This is a genomic window from Flavobacterium sp. 2 (assembly GCF_049949195.1).
Classification (GTDB): domain Bacteria; phylum Bacteroidota; class Bacteroidia; order Flavobacteriales; family Flavobacteriaceae; genus Flavobacterium.
In genome coordinates this window covers 4509844-4533358 of the sequence record NZ_CP188206.1, presented here as the reverse complement: position 1 = coordinate 4533358, position 23515 = coordinate 4509844, and the positions used below count along the sequence as shown (strand labels likewise).

Annotated in this window: 16 protein-coding genes; 15 read left to right on the top strand and 1 reads right to left on the bottom strand. The window is 35.3% G+C overall.

Annotated elements, in window-relative coordinates; translation table 11 throughout:
* Nucleotides 1-160 precede the first annotated feature (160 nt).
* The 12 genes from ACNFIH_RS19765 (at nucleotide 161) to ACNFIH_RS19710 (ending at nucleotide 18881) form a co-directional block, all read left to right on the top strand.
* A complete protein-coding gene (locus tag ACNFIH_RS19765; protein ID WP_426484454.1) occupies nucleotides 161-1219 on the top strand; it encodes a sterol desaturase family protein in 1059 nt (352 codons plus the stop codon).
* 15 nt (nucleotides 1220-1234) lie between these two features.
* Nucleotides 1235-3187: an alkyl/aryl-sulfatase gene (locus ACNFIH_RS19760; protein WP_426484453.1), complete on the top strand. Its 1953-nt coding sequence runs from the start codon at nucleotides 1235-1237 to the stop codon at nucleotides 3185-3187.
* 10 nt (nucleotides 3188-3197) lie between these two features.
* Nucleotides 3198-3914 carry a thioredoxin domain-containing protein gene (locus ACNFIH_RS19755; RefSeq protein ID WP_426484452.1) on the top strand — a complete coding sequence of 239 codons (717 nt, stop codon included), beginning with the start codon at nucleotides 3198-3200 and terminating at the stop codon, nucleotides 3912-3914.
* 211 nt (nucleotides 3915-4125) lie between these two features.
* Nucleotides 4126-5742: a sulfatase-like hydrolase/transferase gene (locus tag ACNFIH_RS19750; RefSeq protein WP_426484451.1), complete on the top strand. Its 1617-nt coding sequence runs from the start codon at nucleotides 4126-4128 to the stop codon at nucleotides 5740-5742.
* A gap of 74 nt (nucleotides 5743-5816) precedes the next feature.
* Complete coding sequence (locus tag ACNFIH_RS19745; protein ID WP_426484450.1) at nucleotides 5817-7079, top strand: YeiH family protein; 1263 nt, start codon at nucleotides 5817-5819, stop codon at nucleotides 7077-7079.
* 687 nt (nucleotides 7080-7766) lie between these two features.
* Complete coding sequence (locus ACNFIH_RS19740) at nucleotides 7767-9422, top strand: arylsulfatase (RefSeq protein WP_426484449.1); 1656 nt, start codon at nucleotides 7767-7769, stop codon at nucleotides 9420-9422.
* 30 nt (nucleotides 9423-9452) lie between these two features.
* Nucleotides 9453-10274 carry a serine O-acetyltransferase EpsC gene (gene epsC / locus ACNFIH_RS19735; RefSeq protein WP_142450897.1) on the top strand — a complete coding sequence of 274 codons (822 nt, stop codon included), beginning with the start codon at nucleotides 9453-9455 and terminating at the stop codon, nucleotides 10272-10274.
* 14 nt (nucleotides 10275-10288) lie between these two features.
* Nucleotides 10289-11200: a cysteine synthase A gene (gene cysK / locus ACNFIH_RS19730; protein WP_426484448.1), complete on the top strand. Its 912-nt coding sequence runs from the start codon at nucleotides 10289-10291 to the stop codon at nucleotides 11198-11200.
* A gap of 61 nt (nucleotides 11201-11261) precedes the next feature.
* Nucleotides 11262-12182: a family 2A encapsulin nanocompartment shell protein gene (locus tag ACNFIH_RS19725; RefSeq protein WP_035647078.1), complete on the top strand. Its 921-nt coding sequence runs from the start codon at nucleotides 11262-11264 to the stop codon at nucleotides 12180-12182.
* Nucleotides 12166-14097, top strand: coding sequence for a family 2A encapsulin nanocompartment cargo protein cysteine desulfurase (locus ACNFIH_RS19720; protein WP_426484447.1), 1932 nt, complete (start codon nucleotides 12166-12168; stop codon nucleotides 14095-14097). Before ACNFIH_RS19725 ends, ACNFIH_RS19720 begins: the two co-directional genes overlap by 17 nt.
* Before the next feature lie 376 nt (nucleotides 14098-14473).
* Nucleotides 14474-17476: a SusC/RagA family TonB-linked outer membrane protein gene (locus ACNFIH_RS19715; protein ID WP_426484446.1), complete on the top strand. Its 3003-nt coding sequence runs from the start codon at nucleotides 14474-14476 to the stop codon at nucleotides 17474-17476.
* Nucleotides 17477-17486: 10 nt separating this feature from the next.
* Nucleotides 17487-18881, top strand: coding sequence for a RagB/SusD family nutrient uptake outer membrane protein (locus ACNFIH_RS19710; RefSeq protein WP_426484445.1), 1395 nt, complete (start codon nucleotides 17487-17489; stop codon nucleotides 18879-18881).
* Nucleotides 18882-19021: 140 nt separating this feature from the next.
* Here the strand turns inward: ACNFIH_RS19710 and rocD are convergent, their stop codons facing one another.
* Nucleotides 19022-20272 (bottom strand): ornithine--oxo-acid transaminase, encoded by a 1251-nt coding sequence (gene rocD / locus ACNFIH_RS19705; protein WP_426484444.1) that lies wholly within the window; start codon nucleotides 20270-20272, stop codon nucleotides 19022-19024.
* 398 nt (nucleotides 20273-20670) lie between these two features.
* Between rocD and ACNFIH_RS19700 the strand changes: the two genes are divergently transcribed.
* The 3 genes from ACNFIH_RS19700 to ACNFIH_RS19690 are packed head-to-tail and all read left to right on the top strand — an operon-like array spanning nucleotide 20671 to nucleotide 23515.
* Complete coding sequence (locus ACNFIH_RS19700) at nucleotides 20671-21123, top strand: Lrp/AsnC family transcriptional regulator (protein WP_035648092.1); 453 nt, start codon at nucleotides 20671-20673, stop codon at nucleotides 21121-21123.
* A gap of 20 nt (nucleotides 21124-21143) precedes the next feature.
* Entirely contained in the window at nucleotides 21144-22640 is a 1497-nt protein-coding gene (locus tag ACNFIH_RS19695) for a M20/M25/M40 family metallo-hydrolase (RefSeq protein WP_426484443.1), read from the top strand.
* A gap of 11 nt (nucleotides 22641-22651) precedes the next feature.
* Nucleotides 22652-23515: a cyanophycinase gene (locus tag ACNFIH_RS19690; protein ID WP_426484442.1), complete on the top strand. Its 864-nt coding sequence runs from the start codon at nucleotides 22652-22654 to the stop codon at nucleotides 23513-23515.

Genomic DNA, 23515 nt, shown 5'->3' with positions numbered 1-23515 from the left:
ATTTTCAACAACACACAATAAAAAATAAGAAATCATGAAACGAGTAGACTATGAAATTATAGGAAAAAAAATCATCGTGGGCGCGATTGTTTTTTTAGTTCCGCTAGTCATATTGGCGGGAGGTTTAGCATTAATTAATCAATTTTTAAAATAAGAAATCATGGCAATAGTACAAAGAGAAAAACTGACACGAGATTTACTAATAAGTCTTTTTATATATTCTTTGCCTGTAGTGGCAATTTTCCTTTACTTTAAATTAAGTAACAATTTGGTAAGCGAATCGCACATTTCATTACCTGCTTTTTTAGAATTTTCGAAACCCGCTTTTGAGCATATTCGTACTTGGGGATTAACCGTTTTTATGCTGGTTTTAGGCGTAATCGAATTTACTGCAGGTTTATACGATGACGAATGGACAGGCCAAGAACGTAAAGTTGATATTATTTGTTTCTTAGCGCCAAAATTGCTTTTGCCTCCAGTGATTGCATTTTTTAGTTTGACAGCTTTACCATATCTAATTCCGGATTTAGCTAACACACTTTCTTGGGTTCCTTTCTGGGGAGGCTTTTTCCTGATCGCAATTGCCGACGATTTGACGCAATATTGGTACCATAGATTGCATCATCAAGTTCCGTTTTTATGGCGTTTTCATAGAACACATCACTCTGCTCCGTACATGGGAATGGCAATGGCTTCTAGACAAAACTTTATTTACACGATTTTCTTTTCTCAAATTTATTTGACTGCAACACTAACCTATTTAGGTTTAGGATTACCAGCTTTATTTGTTTTGGTGATCAAAAGTTTCATCACTTTGGGCGCACATTCAAGTATCGCTTGGGATAAACCATTTTACAAATACAGAGTTTTACATCCAATTGCTTGGGTTTTAGAAAGATTGATTTCGACTCCAGCAACGCATCACGCGCACCACGCAGATACTAGCGGAGATGGCGTTGGACACTTTAAAGGAAATTTCGGAAACATGTTTTTCATTTGGGATGTCATCTTCGGAACGGGATTAATCACTCGTAAATTCCCAGAATCATACGGAACAAAATCATACAAACAAGAAGAATGGTACGCACAATTTTTATGGCCAATTTTCAAATCTAAAAAAGAAGGAAGTCCGCTTGCTGATGGAGTATTATCACTTCCATTAAAAGCAAAATCGGTAGTAGAAACTGCTGAACAAACTCCAGTTTTAGAGCAGGCGTAATCTTTTAAATTAATTATGAAGAAAAATAAAATAAGTGCTCTGCTTTTTGGTTTCGCCATTACAGCAACTGCTCAGGCGCCAAAGCAGCCATCAACTTTTACCCAAAAGGCAAATGAGGCAGTATATTCAAAATTAAATTTTGATGATACTGCCGATTTTACTGATGCAAAAAAAGGTTTCATCGCCACTTTACCAGACGGGAAAATTCTGTCGAAAAGCGGAAATGTAGCCGTAAATCTAACCGATTTTGATTTCATAAAAGGAAAAGCTCCCGCAACGGTAAATCCGGCTTTATGGCGTCAGGCGCAATTGAACAACATCAACGGATTATTCAAAATTACCGATGGCGTTTATCAGGTACGTTCTTTCGACGCTGCCAATATTTCTTTCATAGAAACTAAAAATGGTTATGTTGTCATTGATGCTTTAACGATTGAAGAAGCTTCCGCGAAAGCGTATGAATTTGTCAAAAAACACGTTGCAGACAAACCTATTTTGGCCGTAATTGTTACACACAGTCACGGCGATCATTATGGCGGACTGCAAGGTTTGGTTTCGGCCGAAGATATAAAATCCGGAAAAGTAAAATTCATTACGCCGAAAGGTTTCTATGAAGAAGCCGTAAGTGAAAATGTCCTTCTCGGAAATGTAATGCGACGAAGAGCCGGATATCAATTCGGATTAAGTTTGGAAAGAAATGCGACCGGACAAGTTGATGTTGGTCTAGGAAAACCTTTTCTTGGCGGAGGAAGTTCTTCACTTTTACAGCCCAATTTCGAAATTGAAAAAACCGGGCAAACCGTTACTATTGATGGTTTGGATTTGATTTTTCAGCTTACGCCGAATTCTGAAGCTCCAGCCGAATTAACTCTCTTTGCTCCTTCTAAAAAAGTATTTTTCTCTGCCGAAATCGCAAGTCATACCTATCATAATGTGTTGACGCCTCGCGGTGCAAAAACACGTGATGCAAAAGCTTGGGCGGGATATCTTGACGAAGCTATCGATTTATTTGGAGCAAAAACTGAGATTATTGTTCCGTCGCACACCTGGCCGGTTTACGGACATGATAAAGGAATTACTTTCCTGGAAAAACAAAGAGATTTATACAAATACGTTCACGATCAAACGGTTCATTTGGCCAATAAAGGTTTAAACAAAGATGAGATTGCCGAAGAAATAAAACTTCCAGCTGAACTAGCAAAAGAATGGTACAACCGAGATTTTTACGGAACAGTAAAACACAATGCAAAAGCAACTTATCAATTTTATCTGGGCTGGTGGGACGGAAATCCTGCTGAATACGATAAACTTCCTCAAGTTGAAGCAGCTAAAAAATATGTAGAGTGGTTTGGCGGTGAAGAAACGGCATTGAAAAAAGCCAATGAAAGCTTTCAAAAAGGCGAATACCGCTGGGTTGCCGAAGTTTTAAAACACGTTATTTTTGCTAATCCTGATAATGCTGCTGCAAAAAATTTACAAGCCGATACTTTTGAGCAAATTGCTTATCAAAGTGAATCGGGAATTTGGAGAGATTTGTATTTGTCTGGCGCAAAAGAACTCCGCGAAGGCGTAATTGTTCCCAAAAATCCTGTGAATCGCGCTGCCGAATTTTTAGCCAATTTAACTCCTGAAGCTATTTTCGATTATTTATCGGTTACGGTTGACGGAAATAAAGCAGCCGGAAAAGAAATTTCGTTGCGTTTTGTTTTCCCTGAACTGAATAAAAACATTCTGGTTTATCTCAAAAATGGCGTTTTGCATCAAAGCCAAACACGCGTTGATGATAAAGCCGAATTTACTTTAGCGATTTCAAAAGCCAAATTTGTAGAATTGTTGACCAATCCGGAAAGTGCCAGAACAATTTTAACTTCTGAAGGTGTAATTTTTGAAGGTGATCCGTTTAAATTCAGAGAATTGGCAAGTGTTTTTGAACCGGCAAATCCGTATTGGAATATTGTAACTCCTTAAACTAAAAATCATGAAAAATAAAATATTCAAAAACAGCATTTCAACATTTATACTGCTTTTTACAATCGTTGGTTTTTCACAAACTAAAAGCTCAAACACAGTTTCATTAGATGTTTTTTACAACAAAATTCAAGCAGAAAAAAATCCGCAGATAATTGATGCGAGAGGAGCTGAAGAATTTGCTTTAAATCATATTCTAGGTGCTGTAAATTTCAATTTAGAATCAAAAGATTATGCCGAAAAAATTGCTAAATTAGATAAATCAAGACCCGTTTTCACTTATTCTATCGGCGCAGGAAGAAGCGTTTGGCTGGCAGACGATTTACTAAAAAAAGGCTTTAAAGAAGCCTACAGTCTGGAAGGTGGTATTGCCAACTGGATTGGAAGCGGAAAACCATTTTTTGCTAATTCAAAAAGCAAATTGACCTTGACAGAATACAACAAAATTATTGCTGATAATAAAACGGTTTTAGTTGATATTGGTTCCGTTTACTGCGGTGCCTGCAAAAAAGTAAAACCTGTTTTAGAAACTATAAAAGCACAATACGGAAGTAATCTGAAAGTTGTTGAAATTGATCTGGAAGACAACACACAAGTCATCGCCGATTTGAAAACCATAAAAGTTTTCCCGACCTTAATTCTTTATCAAAACGGAAAAATCATTCTTAAAAAAGAAGGTTTCGAAAATTTGAAAAATGAGGTTGATGTGGCTTTGGCATCGAAATAACTTTTTGACCTTTATTTAGACTTGGATAACCACAATATTGTCATTTCGACGAAGGAGAAATCTTCACGAGTAACTCCGCAACGAATATCCAATCTTTGTAGAGCTTCTTGCGAAGATTTCTCCTTCGTCGAAATGACAAAAATGCGCATAAAACACAAAGCTCTTGTAGACACTTTTATTCCATTCAAAAAAACTAACCAAAAAACAAAATATGCCAAACTATAAAAAAATAAAAAAGATTGTTATACCCATTTTAATTATTCTGTTTCTTATAGCAGCATTTTTATTCTGGCCAATAAACACAGACGGAACTTTAATAAAACCCGATGAAAAATTAGCCAAAGGAAAAGCTGCATTTTTAGCACAAAAAGATACCTCAACTTCTCAAAAAAAGCCAAATATCATCATTCTCCTTGCTGATGATTTAGGCAAATATGATATTTCGTTATACGGAGGAAAAGCAGCTCCAACCCCACAGATTGATTCTTTGGCAGCGTCGGGAGTTACTTTTACAGATGGTTATGTATCGGCTTCTATTTGTTCGCCATCACGCGCGGGATTACTTACAGGACGTTATCAAGAACGTTTTGGACATGAATATCAACCGGGTGATCGTTATCCAAAAAATAACTTGGAATATTATGCTTTCAAATATTTAATCAATACCAATAATTGGCGATTAAATGCAAAAATTAATTACCCAAATGAAGCGTCTATAGCCACACAAGGTTTACCACAATCTGAAATTACTTTTGCCGATTTGGCTAAAAAAGAAGGTTACAGCACAGCAATTATCGGGAAATGGCATTTGGGGCACAACAAAGGTTTTTTTCCTTTAGACAGAGGTTTCGATTATCATTATGGTTTTTATCAGGCATTTTCACTTTACACTCCCGAAGATGATAACCCAGATATTATCAATCATCATCATAAAGATTTTACCGATAAAATGATTTGGGGAAATGGCCGTGTCGGAATTGGACAAATTCGCCGCGATACAACCATTATTCATAACAAAGCGTATTTAACCGAAACATTTGCTGATGAAGCGGAAGCTTTTATCGATAAAAATAAAAACAAACCTTTTTTACTTTATGTTCCGTTCAATGCACCGCACACGCCATTCCAGGTTCGTAAAAAATATTACGATCGCTTCCCGAATGTAAAAGACAAAAACAAACGCGTGTATTATGCGATGATCAGCGCTTTAGACGATGCAATTGGAAGAATCAGAGCCAAAGTGAAAAAAGAAGGTTTAGAAGATAATACGTTAATCATTTTTGCCAGCGACAACGGTGGCGCCGATTATACTTTTGCAACAACAAATGCACCATTAAAAGGCGGTAAATTTTCGCATTTTGAAGGCGGGATAAATGTTCCGTTTGCACTTTCGTGGAAGGGGAAAATCAAACCGCATACTATTTATAAAACACCTGTTAGTACTTTGGATATTTTCAGCACGATTTCTTCTATTACTGGTTCCGGCTTACCAAAAGACCGCGTTTATGATGGCGTTGATTTGATCGATGTTGTTAATAACAATAAAGAAGCGCATAAAGATTTGTACTGGCGTTCTGGCGATGCAAAAGCAATTAGAAGCGGTAACTGGAAATTAATCGTAAGCGGCAAGACACATGAAACCTGGCTTTATGATTTAGCAAAAGACAAATCTGAAACCACAGATTTGGCTGCAAAAAATCCTGAAAAAGTAAAAGAACTGCAAACTGCTTTGCAAAATTGGGAAAAAGGATTAATTAAGCCACTTTGGCCTAATTTGACTTATTATGAATTCGATTTTGGAAAACAAAAATACTTTGTGGATTTGTAATTAAACAATATACAAACCCGACAGGTTTTATCCCGAGGCTTCGGGACTGTCGGGTTTAATCTAAAACTCAATTAATGTCATCTCAAACTAAACAATTCAACATTCACGAAGACTGGACCGTAGTAATTCTAGGCTTCATAATTATCGGAATTTCCCTTTTTATATTTCTTCCTGAAGTTCCGGTTTTCAAGTGGTCAAACGGTACAGATTTACTCGCAGATGTTTTTAATTTTGAAAATTTAAAAATCCTCGGATTGCAATTTTTATATCTAATTGTAATTGGAACTCTGGGCGCTTTTTTAATCGGGAAATCGATTAAATATTCTTTAATTGTTTTTCCAATCGTTTATTTTTTAACGGTTTTAGCATTAATTATTGCAGGAAATACGGAAATAAAAGCACTCAATTTAGAAGCCGTGATTTTCAGTTTGATAATTGGTTTATTGATTGGAAATTTCATCAAACTTCCAGAATGGTTTCGTTCAGCACTTTCTACAGAAGTTTTCGTCAAAATCGGATTGGTTTTATTGGGAACCAGTGTGATTTTTTCTGATATTTTAAAGGCAGGTTCATTAGGCTTAATTCAGGCTTTGGTTGTTGTTTTGTCTGTCTGGTATTTCGCCTTTTGGCTTTGCCGAAAATTAAAAGTTGACGATGAATTAACGATGATGATTTCGAGTGCGGTTTCAATCTGTGGCGTTTCTGCAGCGATAGCAACTTCTGGCGCTATTAAAGGCGATTCTAAAAAATTGTCTTATGTAATTTCAATTGTTTTGGTAACTGCCATTCCAATGATGATTTTCATGCCCATAATTGCAAAATATTTTAATTTCCCTGAAGAAGTTACCGGCGCATGGCTTGGCGGAAGTATTGATACTTCTGGAGCTGTTGTGGCTTCTGGAACTTTGGTTGGCGAAACAGCTTTAAAAATCAGCACAATTGTAAAATTTTCGCAGAATGTATTATTAGGATTAGCCGCTTTTGCAATATCCGTTTATTGGACTTACACACATAATAAATCGGCTGAAGTTGTGGAATCAAAACCTACTTTGAAAGTTATTTGGGAACGTTTTCCAAAATTCGTAATTGGTTTTATTCTGGCTTCTCTCCTATTTTCTTTTTTTATTACTTCAGAAGTTCGAGATTCGGTAAAAGACAGTTTGAAAAATTTGCAGGGCATTTGGTTTGCCTTAGCTTTTACAAGTATTGGTTTAGAAACTAATTTTAAAGATTTACTTGCTAATAATAGTCGCAAACCATTGTATGCTTTTTTAATTGCACAATTTTTCAATGTGATTGTTACGCTGATTATTGCTTTTTTGTTGTTTGGAAAATAAGTTTTATAATTCTATAACACTGCGAAATTCTCTCGCAAAATCGCAAAAACGCAAAGTTTTTTAAATCATCAATTATCCATTCTGTTTGTCATTTCGAGGAACGAGAAATCGCACTAGGAATTCTACAAAGAAATTCGACAATCTTTGTGGATAAACTTGTGCGATTTCTCGTTCCTCGAAATGACAAACTACATCTTTAATACCTTCCCAGACATCATTACAATTGCTTAAAAATCAATAAATTATATTTCAAAACATTCCTTAACCCCTTCTCCATCACTTCTTTTTTCAAAAAAAAATCAAGATTAATTTGGTTTTTACAATATTAAACATAACTTTGTCTATAGAATTAGTAGAGTTTAATATTTAAAACTTACATTTTGAAAACAATAGCACACAGAACGTCTTTCATTCTTCCTAAAAATTTCACCTATAACACTTTTTGTTATATGTGTAGCTGTTGTTAATTCTCACATTTGTTTGTCATGATTTGCTTAATTTAAAATCGAAACAAACCCCACTTTTACTCAAATTTAATTCACAATATATCATGCAGTTCGTCTCAAACGAAGCTGTGCCATAATGTTATACCTTTATAAAGAGTCATTTCTGCGGCAACAGAAACAAACCAATTAAAGAACATTTATCATTTCAAAACAAAAAACAACAAACAAAAAGCATTTTAAAATGAATACTAAAATTACCTCGATATTATTTTCTGCCCTAATAACCGGAGCTACCAGTTTTACTACAATAAACGCTCAGAATACAGGAAAACCAAATATCATTCTGATTATGGTAGATGATATGGGATATTCTGATTTAGGAAATTATGGTTCAGAAATTAAAACCCCAAATCTGGATAAATTGGCAAATGAAGGTTTGCGTTTACGTGAATTCTACAATAACTCTATTTGCGCGCCAACAAGAGCTTCCCTCCTAACTGGCCAATATCAGCACAAAGCGGGCGTTGGCTTTTTTGATGTTAATTTGGGATTGCCAGCTTATCAAGGATATTTAAACAAGGAATCTTTGACTTTAGGAGAAGTTTTCCGTTCTGGCGGATATAGTACCATTTTATCTGGAAAATGGCATGTTGGTTCTGAAGATCAAGCGCAATGGCCCAACCAAAGAGGTTTTGATAAATTTTATGGCATTTTAAAAGGCGCTTCAAACTATTTTGATACAAAGCCTTTGCCTTTCGGAAAAACACCATATCCGGTAAAACTGATTCGTAATAACGAAGAACTGCATCCAAAAGATGATTCATATTATTTCACAGATGAAATTGGAAATAATGCCGTGACATTTTTAGAGGAACAAAATAAAGAAAACAAACCTTTTTTCTTGTATTTAGCTTTTACCGCACCTCATTGGCCGTTGCAGGCAAAACCTGTTGACATTGCCAAATACAGAGGAAAGTTTGACGAAGGCTGGGATGTTTTGAGAGAAAAAAGAATTGAGAAATTAAAAGCTAGCGGTATTTTGCCAGCCAACCAGACTATTTCGCCAAGAGATCCTGAAGTTCCAGAGTGGAGTAAACTGACTTATGACGAAAAACAATTCTGGAAAGCCAAAATGGAAGTTTATGCGGCAATGGTCGACAATATGGATCAGAATGTGGGGAAAGTTTTGGATAAACTAAAAGCTTTAAAAAAGGATAAAAACACACTGATTATTTTCATTTCAGACAATGGCGCTCAAGGCGGATTTAATACTTACAATCCGTTAGGAAGAGGTTTAGTTCGAAATGACGGACCAGTTGGAACTTCAGGATCATTTGATTATCAAGAACAAAACTGGGCTTATTTATCAAATACGCCACTTCAGCAATATAAAAATAATATGCACGAAGGCGGTTTCAGTTCCCCGTTTATTGCTTGGTTTCCATCAAAAATAAAAGCCGGAAGAATTGATAAAGGAACCGGGCATATTATTGACCTCGCTCCTACTTTCTACGAATTGGCTGGAATTGAATATCCTAAAAATTATAATAACGTAAATACGAATCCGCTTCCGGGAAAAAGTTTGCTTCCTGTTTTATTTGACAATGTTTCAGAAGTTAACCGAGGCGAACCTCTTTTCTGGGAAAGAGCTGGAAACCGAGCAGTTCGTGAAGGAAAATGGAAATTGGTTTCGATTTATCCTTCTTACGAATGGGAACTTTATAATTTGGAAACAGACCGTGGCGAAACTACCAATGTAGCACAGCAAAATCCGGGAATTGTCAATAAACTTTCGGCATCTTATTTTGAATGGGCAGATCGCACTGGCGTTGTAGAATACAGTAAATTCAAACTAAAACCAGAGGTAATGCCGGGCGGTGCATTGCTGAAGAAATAAAAATCTTTTTCTAACCATAAAATAATCGTTATGAGTTCATTTTATCAAGAAATAGCAAAACAGCATCATGACTTAGTTATTCTGCCTGAGAAAAAATTAATCCATCAGTTTATAGATGATTTGTTTGTGATATTATTTTCGAATACCTCAAAATCATTAGAATCTGAGGCAACAATCAAATACAAATTCAATCAGCTGGAAAAACAGTTTGATGAATTGGTTTTGGATTTTTCACCAAAAAGCGACCAAAAACAGCAGACCAAAAACTTTTTTGAAGCGATTCCGAAATTGCACAAAAAAGCATTAAACGACGCTGTAACCATATTTACAAAAGATCCTGCGGCCAAATCTCTGGAAGAAGTGTTATACTCGTATCCTGGTTTTTTCGCTATTGCCGTTTATCGATTTTCTCATCAGCTTTGGGAGCAGGATTTAAAATTATTAGCCCGAACAATTTCAGAATATGCGCATATCAAAACGAGTATTGAAATTCATCCCGGCGCACAAATTGGAAAAGATTTCGCTATCGATCACGGAACAGGAATCGTGATTGGAGAAACAACAATTATTGGTGATAATGTACAAATTTATCAAGGCGTTACACTTGGAGCTTTGAGTGTAAAAAAAGACGAAGCCTTTATAAAAAGACATCCAACAATTGAGGATAATGTCATTATATATGCCAATAGCACAATCCTTGGCGGTCAAACTACAGTTGGGAAAGATTCCATAATTGGCGGAAACGTCTGGCTGACTTATACAATCCCTTCCAATTCTGTTGTGTATCATAAAAACGAAATTAAAATCAGAGACAATAATCCTTTTCCAGCACCCATTTTTTATTCTATTTAAAAATATCAAAACCAATGAAATATCAAAACATTTTAGAAACCATAGGAAACACTCCTCACATTCGATTAAACAAACTTTTTAAATCACATGAGGTGTGGATTAAATTGGAAAAATCAAATCCAGGTTCCAGTATTAAAGACCGAATCGCTCTCGCAATGATTGAAGATGCTGAACGAAAAGGTCTTATAAATCAGGATACCGTAATTATTGAACCAACTTCAGGAAATACTGGAATTGGACTTTCATTGGTTGCTGCGGTAAAAGGGTATAAAGTTATTGTGGTAATGCCCGAATCGATGAGTATTGAACGCAGGAGAATTTTAAATGCCTATGGCGCCGAATATGTTTTGACACCAAGAGAAAAAGGAACATCAGGAGCAGTTGAAAGAGCAAAAGAACTGGCTTCGACGATTAAAAACTCTTTTCTTCCTTCGCAATTTACCAACAAAGCAAATGTTGAAATTCACGAAAAAACAACTGCTCTAGAAATTGTAGCCGATTTTCCAGATGGAATCGATTATTTAATAACCGGAGTTGGAACCGGAGGTCACATTACAGGAGTTTCAAAAATATTAAAACAGCATTTCCCGAATCTTCAAACTTATGCTGTCGAGCCGGCCTTGTCGCCCGTTTTGAGTGGTGGATTGCCGTCTCCACATCCATTTCAGGGAATTGGAGCGGGTTTTATTCCGGAAGTTTTTAATCGCGAATATGTAGATCATATTTTAACTGTTGATAAAAACGAATCGTACAATTTTACCAAAAGAATAGCAAAAGAAGAAGGAATTTTTGCCGGAATATCGACCGGAGCTGCACTTGCAGCACTATCGAGAAAACTCAAAGATATTCCCGAAGATGCTGTAATCCTGACTTTTAATTATGACACTGGAGAAAGATATTTATCTGTAGATGAGTTATTTGATTAAAATTATGAATAACTTTAAGCAAGCAAAAAATAATTTACAAACCTATTAAAATACCAGAAAAATGGCAGAATCAAAACAACAACAGACCGCATTAGGCGATGTTGCAGCAAGACAGCTCGCAATTGCAACACGTACCGTACCCCAAATTGGAACAACTTCTCCACGCTGGCTGACACATCTTTTACATTGGACACCAGTAGAATCAGGAGTATTTCGTTTGAACAAAGTTAAAAATGCAAACCACATTGAAGTCGATTGTTCTGCACGCGACGAAAGAGTTTTACCAAACACTTTTGTTGATTATGTTGAAAATCCAAGAGAATATAATCTTGCTGCCGTTCAGACTATTGTAGAAGTTCATACGCGTGTTTCTGACTTATACAGCAAACCGTATAATCAAATCACAGAGCAACTTCGACTGGCAATAGAAACCATTAAAGAGCGTCAGGAAAGCGAGTTAATCAACAATAAAGATTACGGATTATTAAGCAATGTAGCGCCTTCGCAAATTATAAAAACACGCACCGGAGCGCCGACGCCTGATGATTTAGATGAATTGCTTACTAAAGTTTGGAAAGAGCCAGGTTTCTTTTTACTTCATCCGCTGGCAATTGCCGCTTTTGGACGTGAATGTACACGCAGAGGTGTTCCGCCACCAACAATATCTTTATTTGGGTCTCAATTTTTAACTTGGAGAGGAATTCCGCTTATTCCATCTGATAAATTGCCGATTGTAAAAGGAAAATCAAAAATCATTTTATTACGTACTGGTGAAAGCCGTCAAGGAGTTATCGGATTGATTCAGCCGGGATTACAAGGCGAACAATCTCCTGGATTATCAGTTCGTTTTATGGGAATTAATGAAAAAGCGATTGCTTCTTACTTAGTTTCGCTTTATTGTTCTTTAGCTATTTTGGTTGATGATGCCATTGCTGTTTTAGAAGATGTCGAAATAGGAAAGTATCATGAGTACAAATACTAACATAAATGGTTTGCCAAACATTGACGAACTGCAAAATTTAGCCAACGAGCTGTTCAGTGCGCTGCCAAATGAATTTCCAAAAGAAATTTCGCTTAGTCCAGATAAAGCGGAACATCCTCGAGCAACAAAAATTGCAGAAACACTTTTGCATGCTGGTGGCGCCAATATTTTAACGCCGTTTCCTGTGCAAAGTCCGTTAAATGTTAATCTGGTTCCGCCTTCGTTCAGCGGTTTTGGAGGTTCACCAGCAAGTGCTTCTCAAAGTTCGAGCGCTTCGGCTTTGTACCCAAACGCTGGTGCAGGTTTCGATCCTAAATATGGCATCCCTTCTTCTGGAATTCCTGAAGATAACGGACTAAATATTAATAATCCGCAGACTGGTTTTAATGATATCAATTTAAAAACTAATAATACGCCACAACTTAATGAGGAATCAATTTTTTCATCGCTGTTTTTAAATGATCAATATTTGCCTTTTCAAAGCGAAAATTCATCTTTTGAAAATGAGCTGAAAATAGCTTTAGAAACTGTTGATACTTTTTTTAGAAAGCGAAATGATTTTCCGTCAAGCGGAAGTGATCTTCAAAACTCGTATTATTTTTTAGATCAGAATCCGTTTGCTTTTGATCAGAAAAGTACAAATGCTATTGTTGGAAGTTCTTTCGGAACAAATCCACTACGCGGAAGTACAAGTTCAGCTTTTAATGCCGAATTGATCAAAAAGGATTTTCCAATTTTGAGTGAAACTGTAAACGGAAAACCTTTAATATGGTTTGATAATGCAGCAACAACTCAAAAACCAAAATCAGTTATTGATCGAATTGCATATTTCTACGAGCATGAAAATTCGAACATTCACCGCGCAGCACATGAATTAGCAGCGCGTGCATCTGACGCTTATGAAGCTGCTCGCGAAAAAGTAAAAACGTTTTTAAATGCATCTTCGGTAAACGAAATTGTATTTGTTCGAGGTGCTACCGAAGGAATAAATTTAGTAGCTTCAACTTGGGGCGATCAAAATTTAAATTCCGGAGATGAGATTATTGTAAGTAATCTGGAGCATCATGCTAATATCGTTCCGTGGAAAAGATTGGCCGATAAAAAAGGTTTAAAACTTCGTGTAATTCCAGTTGATGATGATGGTCAGATTTTACTCGACGAATATGCAAAACTGCTGAATTCAAAAACACGTTTAGTAGCTTTTACACAAGTTTCAAATGCATTGGGAACCGTAACTCCAGCCAAAAAAATAACAGAAATGGCGCATGCAGCCGGAGCAAAAGTCTTGATTGACGGCGCTCAGTCTGTTTCGCACATGAAAGTGGATGTCCAGGATTTAAATCCGGATTGGTTGGTTTTTTCCGGACATAAACTTTTTGGCCCAACAGGAATTGGCGCTTTATACGGAAAAGAAGATTTATTGAACGAAATGCAGCCGTATCAATCTGGCGGAAACATGATTCAGGATGTGACATTTGAGGAAATAAAATACCACAAAGCACCCAATCGTTTTGAAGCCGGAACCGGAAATATCGCCGATGCAATTGGTCTTGGAGCAGCAATAGATTATGTAACCAAACTCGGAATTGAACAAATTGGCCAATATGAGCACTATTTATTAGAATATGCAACAAGGCTTCTTAAAGAAATTCCAGGAGTACGTTTAATCGGTACTGCAAAAGACAAAGCGAGTGTATTGTCTTTCAATTTACAAGGATATACAAATGATCAAGTTGGTCAGGCACTAAACAAAGAAGGTGTTGCAGTAAGAACCGGACATCATTGTGCTCAGCCAATTTTGCGACGAATGGGAGTTGAAACTACAGTTCGTCCTTCATTAGCATTTTACAATACCACTCAAGATGTTGATACTTTTATCAAGACTTTGTGGGAACTGAAAAAAGTCAAATTTTAAAAATATTGAGATTAAATTCTCTAAAAAATAATTACTTTTTTTGATATTTTAAGTAATTATACCCAAAAGCGATTGTTTTCCTGAACAGTCGCTTTTTTTTATTAACAAGTTAATCAAATTCTTTTATAAATATCTACAACAACCAATACTTTCTCTGTTTTTATGTTAATTCTTAATACATACAACTCAAACAGAACCAATCAATTAAATATTAATCACATTACCCCTTAAATTTTTACAAAATAAAAGTATTTGAGTACTAATTGTTACAAATATTACAAAAATGAAGTTATGTGTTATTTTTAATGTTAAAAAGAGGTTTCAACTTAACATAAATTTAAGATATTTGAAAGAACTAATTTAAACACAATAAAAAATGAAAATTAATTTAAAACATTTTTTTTGGCTATTGCTCGTTTTGAGTGTGCAAATAGCTGTGGCTCAAGGAGGGGCAATTTCTGGTACAGTTACTGATAACAAAGGTGTTCCCATTCCAGGGGTAAACATTGTTCTTAAAGGAACAAGTGTCAGTACACAAACTGATTTTGATGGAAATTTCAAAATTCAGGCCAAAACTGGCGATATTTTAGTAGCTAGTTATGTTAGTTTTGCAACCGTTGAAGTAAAAGCTTCTAACTCAATGACAATTAAAATGGTTGAAACTCAAAATGAGCTTGAAGCTGTTCTTGTTGTGGGATACGGTACACAATCAAAAAAGAATTTAACCGATAATATTGCTCGTGTAACAGCAAAAGATATTCAGCAAATTCCAGTTTCAAACGTACAAAATGCTTTGGTTGGTAAACTAGCCGGAGTTCAAATTACACAAACAAACGGTAAAGTTGAAGGTGGAATCAATATCCGAGTTCGTGGTGCGGCAAGTATCAGTGCGGGAACTCAGCCATTGTATGTTTTAGATGGAATTCCGCTTATTAATGATAACGAATCAAGCAACGGAGCACCAACAAATCCATTACTTACATTAAGTACAAACGAAATTGAATCGATCGATGTTTTAAAAGATGCTTCATCTGCTGCAATTTATGGAGCTCGTGGAGCAAATGGAGTTGTATTAATTACGACAAAAAAAGGAAAAGAAGGAAAAGGGAATTTTTCTCTTAATTTCTCTCAAGGTGTCAGCGAGGCAACACACAAAAGAAAATGGTTGAATGCAAAACAATATGTTGAATTGTTGCAGGAAGCTGGACGAAATGTTGATGATTTAGAATCTGTAGAAGATGAATTAGAATATCTATCTCAGGGAACCGACTGGAGAAACGGAGAAATTAATACCGACTGGCAAGATATTGCTTTTAGAACAGGTTATACTACTGATGCTGATTTTAGTGTTTCGGGAGGGGATGAAAAAACAAAATATTTCTTTTCTGGAGCATACAACAACACAATCGGAATTATCGACAGCAATGATCTTGAAAAAATAACAGCGAGATCAAACGTTTCACACAAAGTTACAGATCGCTTTACAGTGGGAATGAATTTTGGTTTTTCAAGAGCTTTAATGCACAGGGTTCAGGATGATAACTCCTTCTCTACACCTTTGCAGTCTGTGGCTCAGGCTCCAATTTCACAAGCAAGATTAGAAGACGGAACACCAAACCCCAATACAGAGTATGTCAACTATTTATTAGCGAAAGACAATACTTCCTGGAAAACAATCATGAGAAGACTTACCGGAAAAATTTTCGGCGAATTAAAACTGACTAAAGATTTGAAATTCAATTCCGATTTCTCTTATGACCTTTTAATGCAAACTGAAGATTATTGGCAAGGAAAAAATGCTCCATTTATGGCAACTGACGGAGCAGTATTTGCAACTTCAGTAAATACAGAAAATTATGTTTTCAGTAATTATTTCACATACGATCATACTTTCGCAGAAAAACATGTGCTAAATGTTGTTGCCGGTATGGAATTCAACAAATACAACAGACGTTATCAGGATGTAAACAGTATTTATTTCCCAAATGATGATTTCCATACTATCGACGGTGGTGCCGAAGTAAATGAGGGTCATGGAAGTGAAACTGATTATGCGTTTGTTTCTCAGTTTGGAAGATTAAATTATGCTTATGCCGGAAAATATCTTTTCAAAGCAAGTATTCGTCGTGACGGTTCTTCTCGTTTTGGAAAAAATGAAAGATTTGGAGTATTCCCTGCGTTTTCTGCAGGATGGGTTATTTCACAAGAAGAATTCTTAAAAGACAACAACATTTTAAGTTATTTAAAAGTAAAAGGAAGCTGGGGTAAATTAGGAAATGCCGAAATCGGGAACTTCGCTTCACGCCAATTGTATAGACCAAATCCATATAACCTAAAATCAGGTCTTACTTTTGATCAGGCCGGAAATGACAATCTTACTTGGGAAAAATCAACTCAGACTGATGTAGGTTTCGAAATAGGCTTCATAAATAAAATCACATTTGAAGCAGATTACTATCAAAAAGATACTGATGGTCTATTGTTCCAGGTTCCTCTTCCGTTAAGTTCAGGAGCATCATACATTAATAAAAATATTGGTAAAATAAGAAGCAACGGTTTTGAATTTACTTTGAATACAAAAAACATTGAAACAGAAAACTTTAGATGGAATACAAGTTTCAACCTTACCACAAATGAATCAAAAGTAAAATCATTACCAAACAACAATACCGACATTATTCTTGATTACGGAATTAACAGAGTTGGCGAAAACATTTCATCTTTTTACTTAGTTGAATATGCCGGAGTTGATCCTGCAAACGGAGATGCTCTTTTTGTGAAAAATACAACAAATGCTGATGGAAGTATTGACAAAAGCACTACAAACGATTACAGCCAAGCAAAAAGAATCATTGCCGGTAATCCATTCCCAACCTTGATGTCTGGACTTACAAATACAATGACTTACAAAGGATTTGATTTTAGTTTTACTTTTCAGGGCGAATGGGGTGCAAGTATTTTTAATTCAGCAGGACAATATCAATCAACCGCTGCTGATTATTTTGACAACCAAACACTGGATCAGTTAGACCGCTGGCAAAAACCTGGTGATATTACGAATGTGCCGCAAGCAAGATTTGGAGGTTCAAACGGAACTCAGGCATCAACTCGTTATTTAGATAAATCAGATTTTGTTCGTTTAAGAAACCTGACTTTTGGATATTCATTACCAAAAGAAGCAGTAGCTAAAATGCAACTGAGCAGTCTGAGAGTATATTTTACTGCTGTTAACTTGCTTACTTTTACAAATTACAAAGGATATGACCCAGAAGCAAGGAGAGATGATTCAAGAGCCAGTGGAGCTGCAATAATTGGAGAAGATTTTTACTCAGCACCACCAGCTAAAACAATTGCGATGGGAGTAAATATTAATTTTTAAAATGATCAAAATGAAAGCAAATAAATTAATCATACTTATAATTTTCGCAGTCTTTTTTACAAGTTGTGAAAATGAATTAGATTTAGATCCTAAGCAAAGAGAAGACGGAACTGTCACTTTAAGTACCGAAGGCGGTGTTACAAATGTCCTGACAGGAACTTATGCACTTGCCGCAAATGGAAATGCCTACGGAGGCCGAGTTTTACTTTATGCCGATCTACTTGGTGTAACAGGCTCACTAAGCACAACCGACTTAAGATGGCGTGGAACCTTTGGTGAACTTAGACAAATGTACAACAAGCTTATGCTGTCTGACAACGTGATTATTGAAGGGACATATTCAAGACTTTATTCAATTATTAATGCATCAAATACGGTTATTGAAAACATTGATAAAGTAAAAGATCCCAACAGACAAGCTGTCATGATTGGAGAAGCTAATTTTTTAAGATCATTAGCCTATTTTGATTTGGTGCGATTTTTTGCAAAACCTTATGTTGCCGGACAGGCAAACTCACAATTAGGAGTTGTAATCAGACCAAATGCTATTTATGATTTTAGTGTTGATCTTTCAAAAGAAAGAAGCACTGTTGATGAAGTTTACAAAGTAATTATTGACGGATTAAATTTAGCTTACGCCAATCTTCCTGCTGAAAACAGTTTTTATGCTGATAAATATTCCGCAAAAGCTTTATTAGCGAGAGTTTACTTGCAACAAGGAAATTATGCGGCAGCAAGAGATGCAGCAAATGACGTTATAGAAAACAGTGGTCACGCATTGTCTGCAAAATATGCTGACGCTTTCAATCACGATACAGATAAATCGGAAGACGTTTTTGCTATTCAAATTACAAAACAAACCGGTGTGAACGATATGGTGACTTTTTATGCATCTGAAGGAAATGGAGGCCGTGGTGGTGATTTCACAATTAGAGATGCTTATTTAGAGAAATTTAGCGATCCTGATGACAGAGCTGCTTTTAATTATATAAACGAAGATAACGGACGACTTTTAACTTCTAAATTTACGGATCAATTTGGTGATGTACCTGTTATTCGTTTAGCCGAAATGTATTTAATTAGAGCTGAAAGTAATTTACGTGCTGGAACTGCCGTTGGTAACACGCCATTGGATGACATCAACATTATTCGTTCAAGAGCAAATGCCGATGAATTGGCAAGTGTAACCATTGATGATATTTTATTAGAACGTCAATTAGAATTAGGAATGGAAGGATTTTTAATTCATGATATCCGCAGAACAAAACAATCTATTGATATCAGTTCAGATGGCGACGGTTCAGATTTGATTCCGTATGATGCAAACAGATTGGTCTTCCCTATTCCATTAAAAGAAACAGATGCCAACAAAAAAATCACGCAAAATCCTGGTTACGGAAGCTAATTTTTTTTAAGATTCTAAGATACTAAGGCGCTAAGGTTCTGAGTTTTTTGAACATAAAAAAGGTTCAAAGTTTTATAGTTATTCTATAAAACTTTGAACCTTTCTTAATAAAAATCTTAGAGTCTTAGCAACTTAGAACCTTATCTAAACTCATTCAAAGATTTCTCAATAATTTCAAGACATTCTCTAATTTGATCTTCTGTCATTACTAATGGCGGAGCAAATCTAATTTTGTTTCCGTGCGTAGGTTTTGCCAATAAACCATTGTCTCTGAATTTCAGACAAATTTCCCAAGCCAAATCAGAATCTTCGCCGCTATTAATTACAATTGCATTCAAAAGCCCTTTTCCGCGAACCAGCGTAATCAAATGATTTCTTTCTGCGATTTCGTTTAATCCTTTTCTCAAAATAATACCAAGACGTTCTGCATTTTCAGCTAGTTTTTCATCTTTTATAACTTCCAATGCTGCAATCGCAACCGCTGCCGCAACAGGATTTCCACCAAAAGTAGATCCGTGCTGACCTGGTTTAATCACATTCATGATTTCGTTATTTGCTAAAACAGCCGAAACTGGATAAACACCTCCAGAAATTGCTTTTCCTAAAATCAGAATATCAGGCTGTACATTTTCGTGGTGAACTGCCAATAATTTTCCAGTACGTGCAATTCCTGTCTGAACTTCATCGGCAATAAATAAAACATTATGTTTTTCACATAACGCTTTTGCTTTCGCCAAATATCCTTCTGACGGAACGTAAACTCCCGCTTCACCCTGAATTGGTTCAACTAAAAATCCAGCAATATTTTTTGATGATTCTAAAGCTTTTTCAAGAGCTTCAAGATTATCATATTCAATTTTTATAAATCCATCTGTGAATGGTCCGAAGTTTTTACGAGCCGATTCATCATTAGAAAATGAGATAATCGTAGTTGTTCTTCCATGAAAATTGTTTTCGCATACAATTACTTGCGCTTGATTCTCAGAAATTCCTTTTACTTCATAAGCCCATTTTCTGCATATTTTAAGCGCTGTTTCTACGGCCTCAGCACCAGTATTCATTGGCAAAACTTTATCAAAACCAAAATAATTGGTAATATATTCTTCGTAATTTCCCAATTTGTCATTGTAAAAAGCACGAGACGTCAGTGTCAATTTTTGAGCCTGATCAACCATTGCCTGTACAATTTTAGGATGGCAATGTCCTTGATTTACTGCCGAATAAGCTGATAGGAAGTCAAAATATTTTTTTCCGTCAACATCCCATACATAAACTCCTTCTCCTTTTTCTAAAACCACAGGAAGCGGATGATAATTATGAGCTCCGTATTTATTCTCTTTTTCAATCAAAACTTCAGATTTTGACGAAAGTATGTTTTCTGTATGTGTCATAATATGTTATTTTTCAAACACAAAAGTATCAAAAATTCTCAAACAAGCCATAAAAAAGCAAAAATTAAACTTATATTCCATTAAAATAAGTCAAATTTAATTTTTAAAAGGAAATTAAAATAAAATTCACCTATTCAATGTTTTGATTTTATTCCTGATTATTGAAAAAAATAGTTACTTTTATAAATCAAAAAGATAATATTTATGCAGTCTCTACGAGACAAATTGAGTTGTGCTATTTTTTTAGCTACCAATATTTAATCTCTCCGAGATATTTAAATGATTAGGCATAAAAAATTTAATACTCCGTTAGGAGTTAAATATTGGTAGAAAAATATATATATGAAATAATTATGTCCCTTAGGGACTATATAAAATAAAAAGAAGATTTTAAAAGAATGGATATACTAGACGAATTCGATATTAATATACTGAAGGAATTAGAAAAAGACGGAAGAATGGCTTTTTCTGCAATTGCAACCAATTTAAAAATCTCCAACACCATGGTACATCAGCGAATCAACAGAATGATTGAGCAAGGTGTAATTGGCGGAATTAAACCTATTATACAAGAAAAAAATATTGGTTATGATTGGGCTTCTTTCACCGGAATCACATTAAATAAAGATTCTGATTCTGATCGAATTATAGAAGAAATGAAAAAAATTCCCGAAATTACAGAATGTTATTATGTTACAGGTTCTTTTACGCTTTACATAAAAATTGTAGCGAAGAATCACGAACACATGCGAAAAATTCTTTACGAGAAAATCGATAACATTCCCGGAATTGCCAAAACTGATTCGATTATTGAATTAGGTTGTGCTTTTAAAAGAAACATTTCATTATAATCAACTTTTAAACTAAAAAAATGCGTTTACGAATCCTGCTTTTATTTACTCTTTTTTGCTGTAAATCAATGCTGTTTTCGCAGATTTCAGTTCCAAATCCTTCTAAAAGTGATTTTACAGGAACACTTTCTTTTTTAGCGTCAGATTGGATGGAAGGACGCGGAGCCACGCAAAAAGGCGGTTTTATGGCTTCAGAATATGTTGCCTCAATGATGAGTTTGTATCAGCTGAAGCCTTACAAATCTGAAGACTATTTTCAGGATTTTAAAGTTTTAGAACATACAATTACCAAAACAGCTTTCGAAATCAAAAAAGGAAAAGAAACCATTACACTTTCACCAGAAACAGATTTTAGAGTTACACCAATTTCAACATCTTTACAAAAAAATGCACAAGTTGTTTTTGCAGGTTATGGATTAAGTGTTCCTGACGGAAGTTATAACGATTATAAAAATCTAGATGTAAAAAATAAAATCGTTGTGATAGTAAAAGGATTTCCAAGCCATCAGGACACAACATCTAAAGTTTATCAGAAATTCAAAAAGTTATTTCCTGAAGAAAATAATTTAGAAGAAATAAAATTGCAGAATACTATAAACAAAGGCGCAATTACTTTAATTATTGTCGATTCTAAAGCAAGTTTCAAATCAAAAGAATCAAAAGAAAATGATGTTTTTCATTCTTTAGAAACTACATCAAATATTTCGATTCCAATTTTTAGGCTGAACAAATCAGCGGCCGAAAAACTTTTATCTGAAACTAAAATTTCATTGGAAATATTTGAAAAGAAAGCTCTGAAACTTCAAACTTCTTCTTCCCTATTAAAAAACACAGAAGTTAATTTCTCCATTGAATTACAGACTGAAACTTTTCCTGTCCGAAATGTTTTAGGAATGATTCAGGGAAAAGATTCTACCAAAACCATTATCGTTGGAGCACATTACGATCATTTGGGCATTATAAAAGATTCAATTTACAACGGCGCCGATGATAATGCATCGGGAACTTCAGGAATGCTGGCTTTAGCAAAAAATTGGTCGGAATCTAAAATAAAACCTCCCTACAATATTCTTTTTGCTTCATGGACTGCAGAAGAAATGGGACTTTTAGGAAGCGAGTATTTTGTTCAGAATTTTGATTTCAGCAAACAAAAAATACTGTTGGCAATCAATATGGATATGATTTCCAGAAGTGCGCCAGAGGATAAATTACAGCGAATTTTAAGTATTGGAACTCAAAAAGAAGATGGAAATTTGAGAAAAATGTCCACCGAAATCAATGCGAAACTTCAAAATCCGTTTAGTTTAGATTTATGGGAAACGAACGGGCATTCAGGAAGCGATTATGCGTCGTTTACTGCAAAAGGAATTCCTATTATGACTTTTTTCAGCGGTTTTCACGATGATTATCATACACCGAACGACAAAGCTTCGAAAGTAGATTTTGACAAAATAAAAGATGTGCTTTTTATTGTCAATTCTTCTCTTTCAAAATTTTTAGAAAATCCAAATAACTAAACCGAATAACTATGAAAAATCAGTTTCTTTTTAAATTTTCTTTCCAAAAATCAATTTCGGTGTTATTGTTATTGACAAGCTTTTTAATGCAGGCACAAAATCCAAAAGGGAAATTATTCATCATTGGCGGAGGCGATCGTTCAGATGCTTTAATGAAACAGGTTTTGGCTGTCGCCGAATTAGGAAAAAAAGATTATATCGTGGTTTTGCCTATGTCGAGTGAAGAACCGGACAGCTCTTTTATTTTCTTTAAAACACAAATGGTGAAATTGACGCAAAACCCAATTGTGATGCTGAATTTCACTGCAGCAACTGCACAAAACAAAAAACTTACAGATTCTGTTCAAAAAGCAAAACTGATTTTTATAAGCGGAGGCGACCAAAGCCGTTTCATGGCTGTTGTTCATAATACGCCAATCAAAACAGCAATTCAAAAAGCTTATGAAAACGGAAGCACAATTTCTGGAACGAGTGCCGGAGCGGCTGTAATGTCTGAAAAAATGATTACTGGAAATCAGAAATTAGAAAAAGAATATTCGGGCACTTTTGACAATATTCGATACGATAATTTAGAAACTTCTGAAGGTTTGGGATTATTGAAAACTGCCGTTATTGATCAGCATTTCTTAAAAAGAAACCGTTACAACAGATTACTTTCTGCTTTAGTTGAATTTCCGGAATTAACCGGAATTGGTATCGATGAGGCAACTGCAATAATTGTTAGAAATAATCAGGTTGAAGTTGCTGGAGAAAGCGAAGTTATTGTAGTTCGCAAGCCAAAAGGAATCAAAAAATCAAACAAAAACAATCTTATATCGATCGAGAATTTACAAATGAGCATTTACACTCCTGGTCAAAAATTTAATATCAAATAA

What these genes read in the sequence shown, in the direction of transcription:
- ACNFIH_RS19700 (WP_035648092.1), top strand. Translation starts at nt 20,671, where the DNA reads ATGGATATACTAGACGAATTCGATATTAATATACTGAAGGAATTAGAA.
- ACNFIH_RS19695 (WP_426484443.1), top strand. Translation starts at nt 21,144, where the DNA reads ATGCGTTTACGAATCCTGCTTTTATTTACTCTTTTTTGCTGTAAATCA.
- ACNFIH_RS19745 (WP_426484450.1), top strand. Translation starts at nt 5,817, where the DNA reads ATGTCATCTCAAACTAAACAATTCAACATTCACGAAGACTGGACCGTA.
- rocD (WP_426484444.1), bottom strand. Translation starts at nt 20,272, where the DNA reads ATGACACATACAGAAAACATACTTTCGTCAAAATCTGAAGTTTTGATT.
- ACNFIH_RS19715 (WP_426484446.1), top strand. Translation starts at nt 14,474, where the DNA reads ATGAAAATTAATTTAAAACATTTTTTTTGGCTATTGCTCGTTTTGAGT.
- epsC (WP_142450897.1), top strand. Translation starts at nt 9,453, where the DNA reads ATGAGTTCATTTTATCAAGAAATAGCAAAACAGCATCATGACTTAGTT.
- ACNFIH_RS19725 (WP_035647078.1), top strand. Translation starts at nt 11,262, where the DNA reads ATGGCAGAATCAAAACAACAACAGACCGCATTAGGCGATGTTGCAGCA.
- ACNFIH_RS19740 (WP_426484449.1), top strand. Translation starts at nt 7,767, where the DNA reads ATGAATACTAAAATTACCTCGATATTATTTTCTGCCCTAATAACCGGA.
- cysK (WP_426484448.1), top strand. Translation starts at nt 10,289, where the DNA reads ATGAAATATCAAAACATTTTAGAAACCATAGGAAACACTCCTCACATT.
- ACNFIH_RS19755 (WP_426484452.1), top strand. Translation starts at nt 3,198, where the DNA reads ATGAAAAATAAAATATTCAAAAACAGCATTTCAACATTTATACTGCTT.
- ACNFIH_RS19710 (WP_426484445.1), top strand. Translation starts at nt 17,487, where the DNA reads ATGAAAGCAAATAAATTAATCATACTTATAATTTTCGCAGTCTTTTTT.
- ACNFIH_RS19690 (WP_426484442.1), top strand. Translation starts at nt 22,652, where the DNA reads ATGAAAAATCAGTTTCTTTTTAAATTTTCTTTCCAAAAATCAATTTCG.
- ACNFIH_RS19720 (WP_426484447.1), top strand. Translation starts at nt 12,166, where the DNA reads ATGAGTACAAATACTAACATAAATGGTTTGCCAAACATTGACGAACTG.
- ACNFIH_RS19760 (WP_426484453.1), top strand. Translation starts at nt 1,235, where the DNA reads ATGAAGAAAAATAAAATAAGTGCTCTGCTTTTTGGTTTCGCCATTACA.
- ACNFIH_RS19765 (WP_426484454.1), top strand. Translation starts at nt 161, where the DNA reads ATGGCAATAGTACAAAGAGAAAAACTGACACGAGATTTACTAATAAGT.
- ACNFIH_RS19750 (WP_426484451.1), top strand. Translation starts at nt 4,126, where the DNA reads ATGCCAAACTATAAAAAAATAAAAAAGATTGTTATACCCATTTTAATT.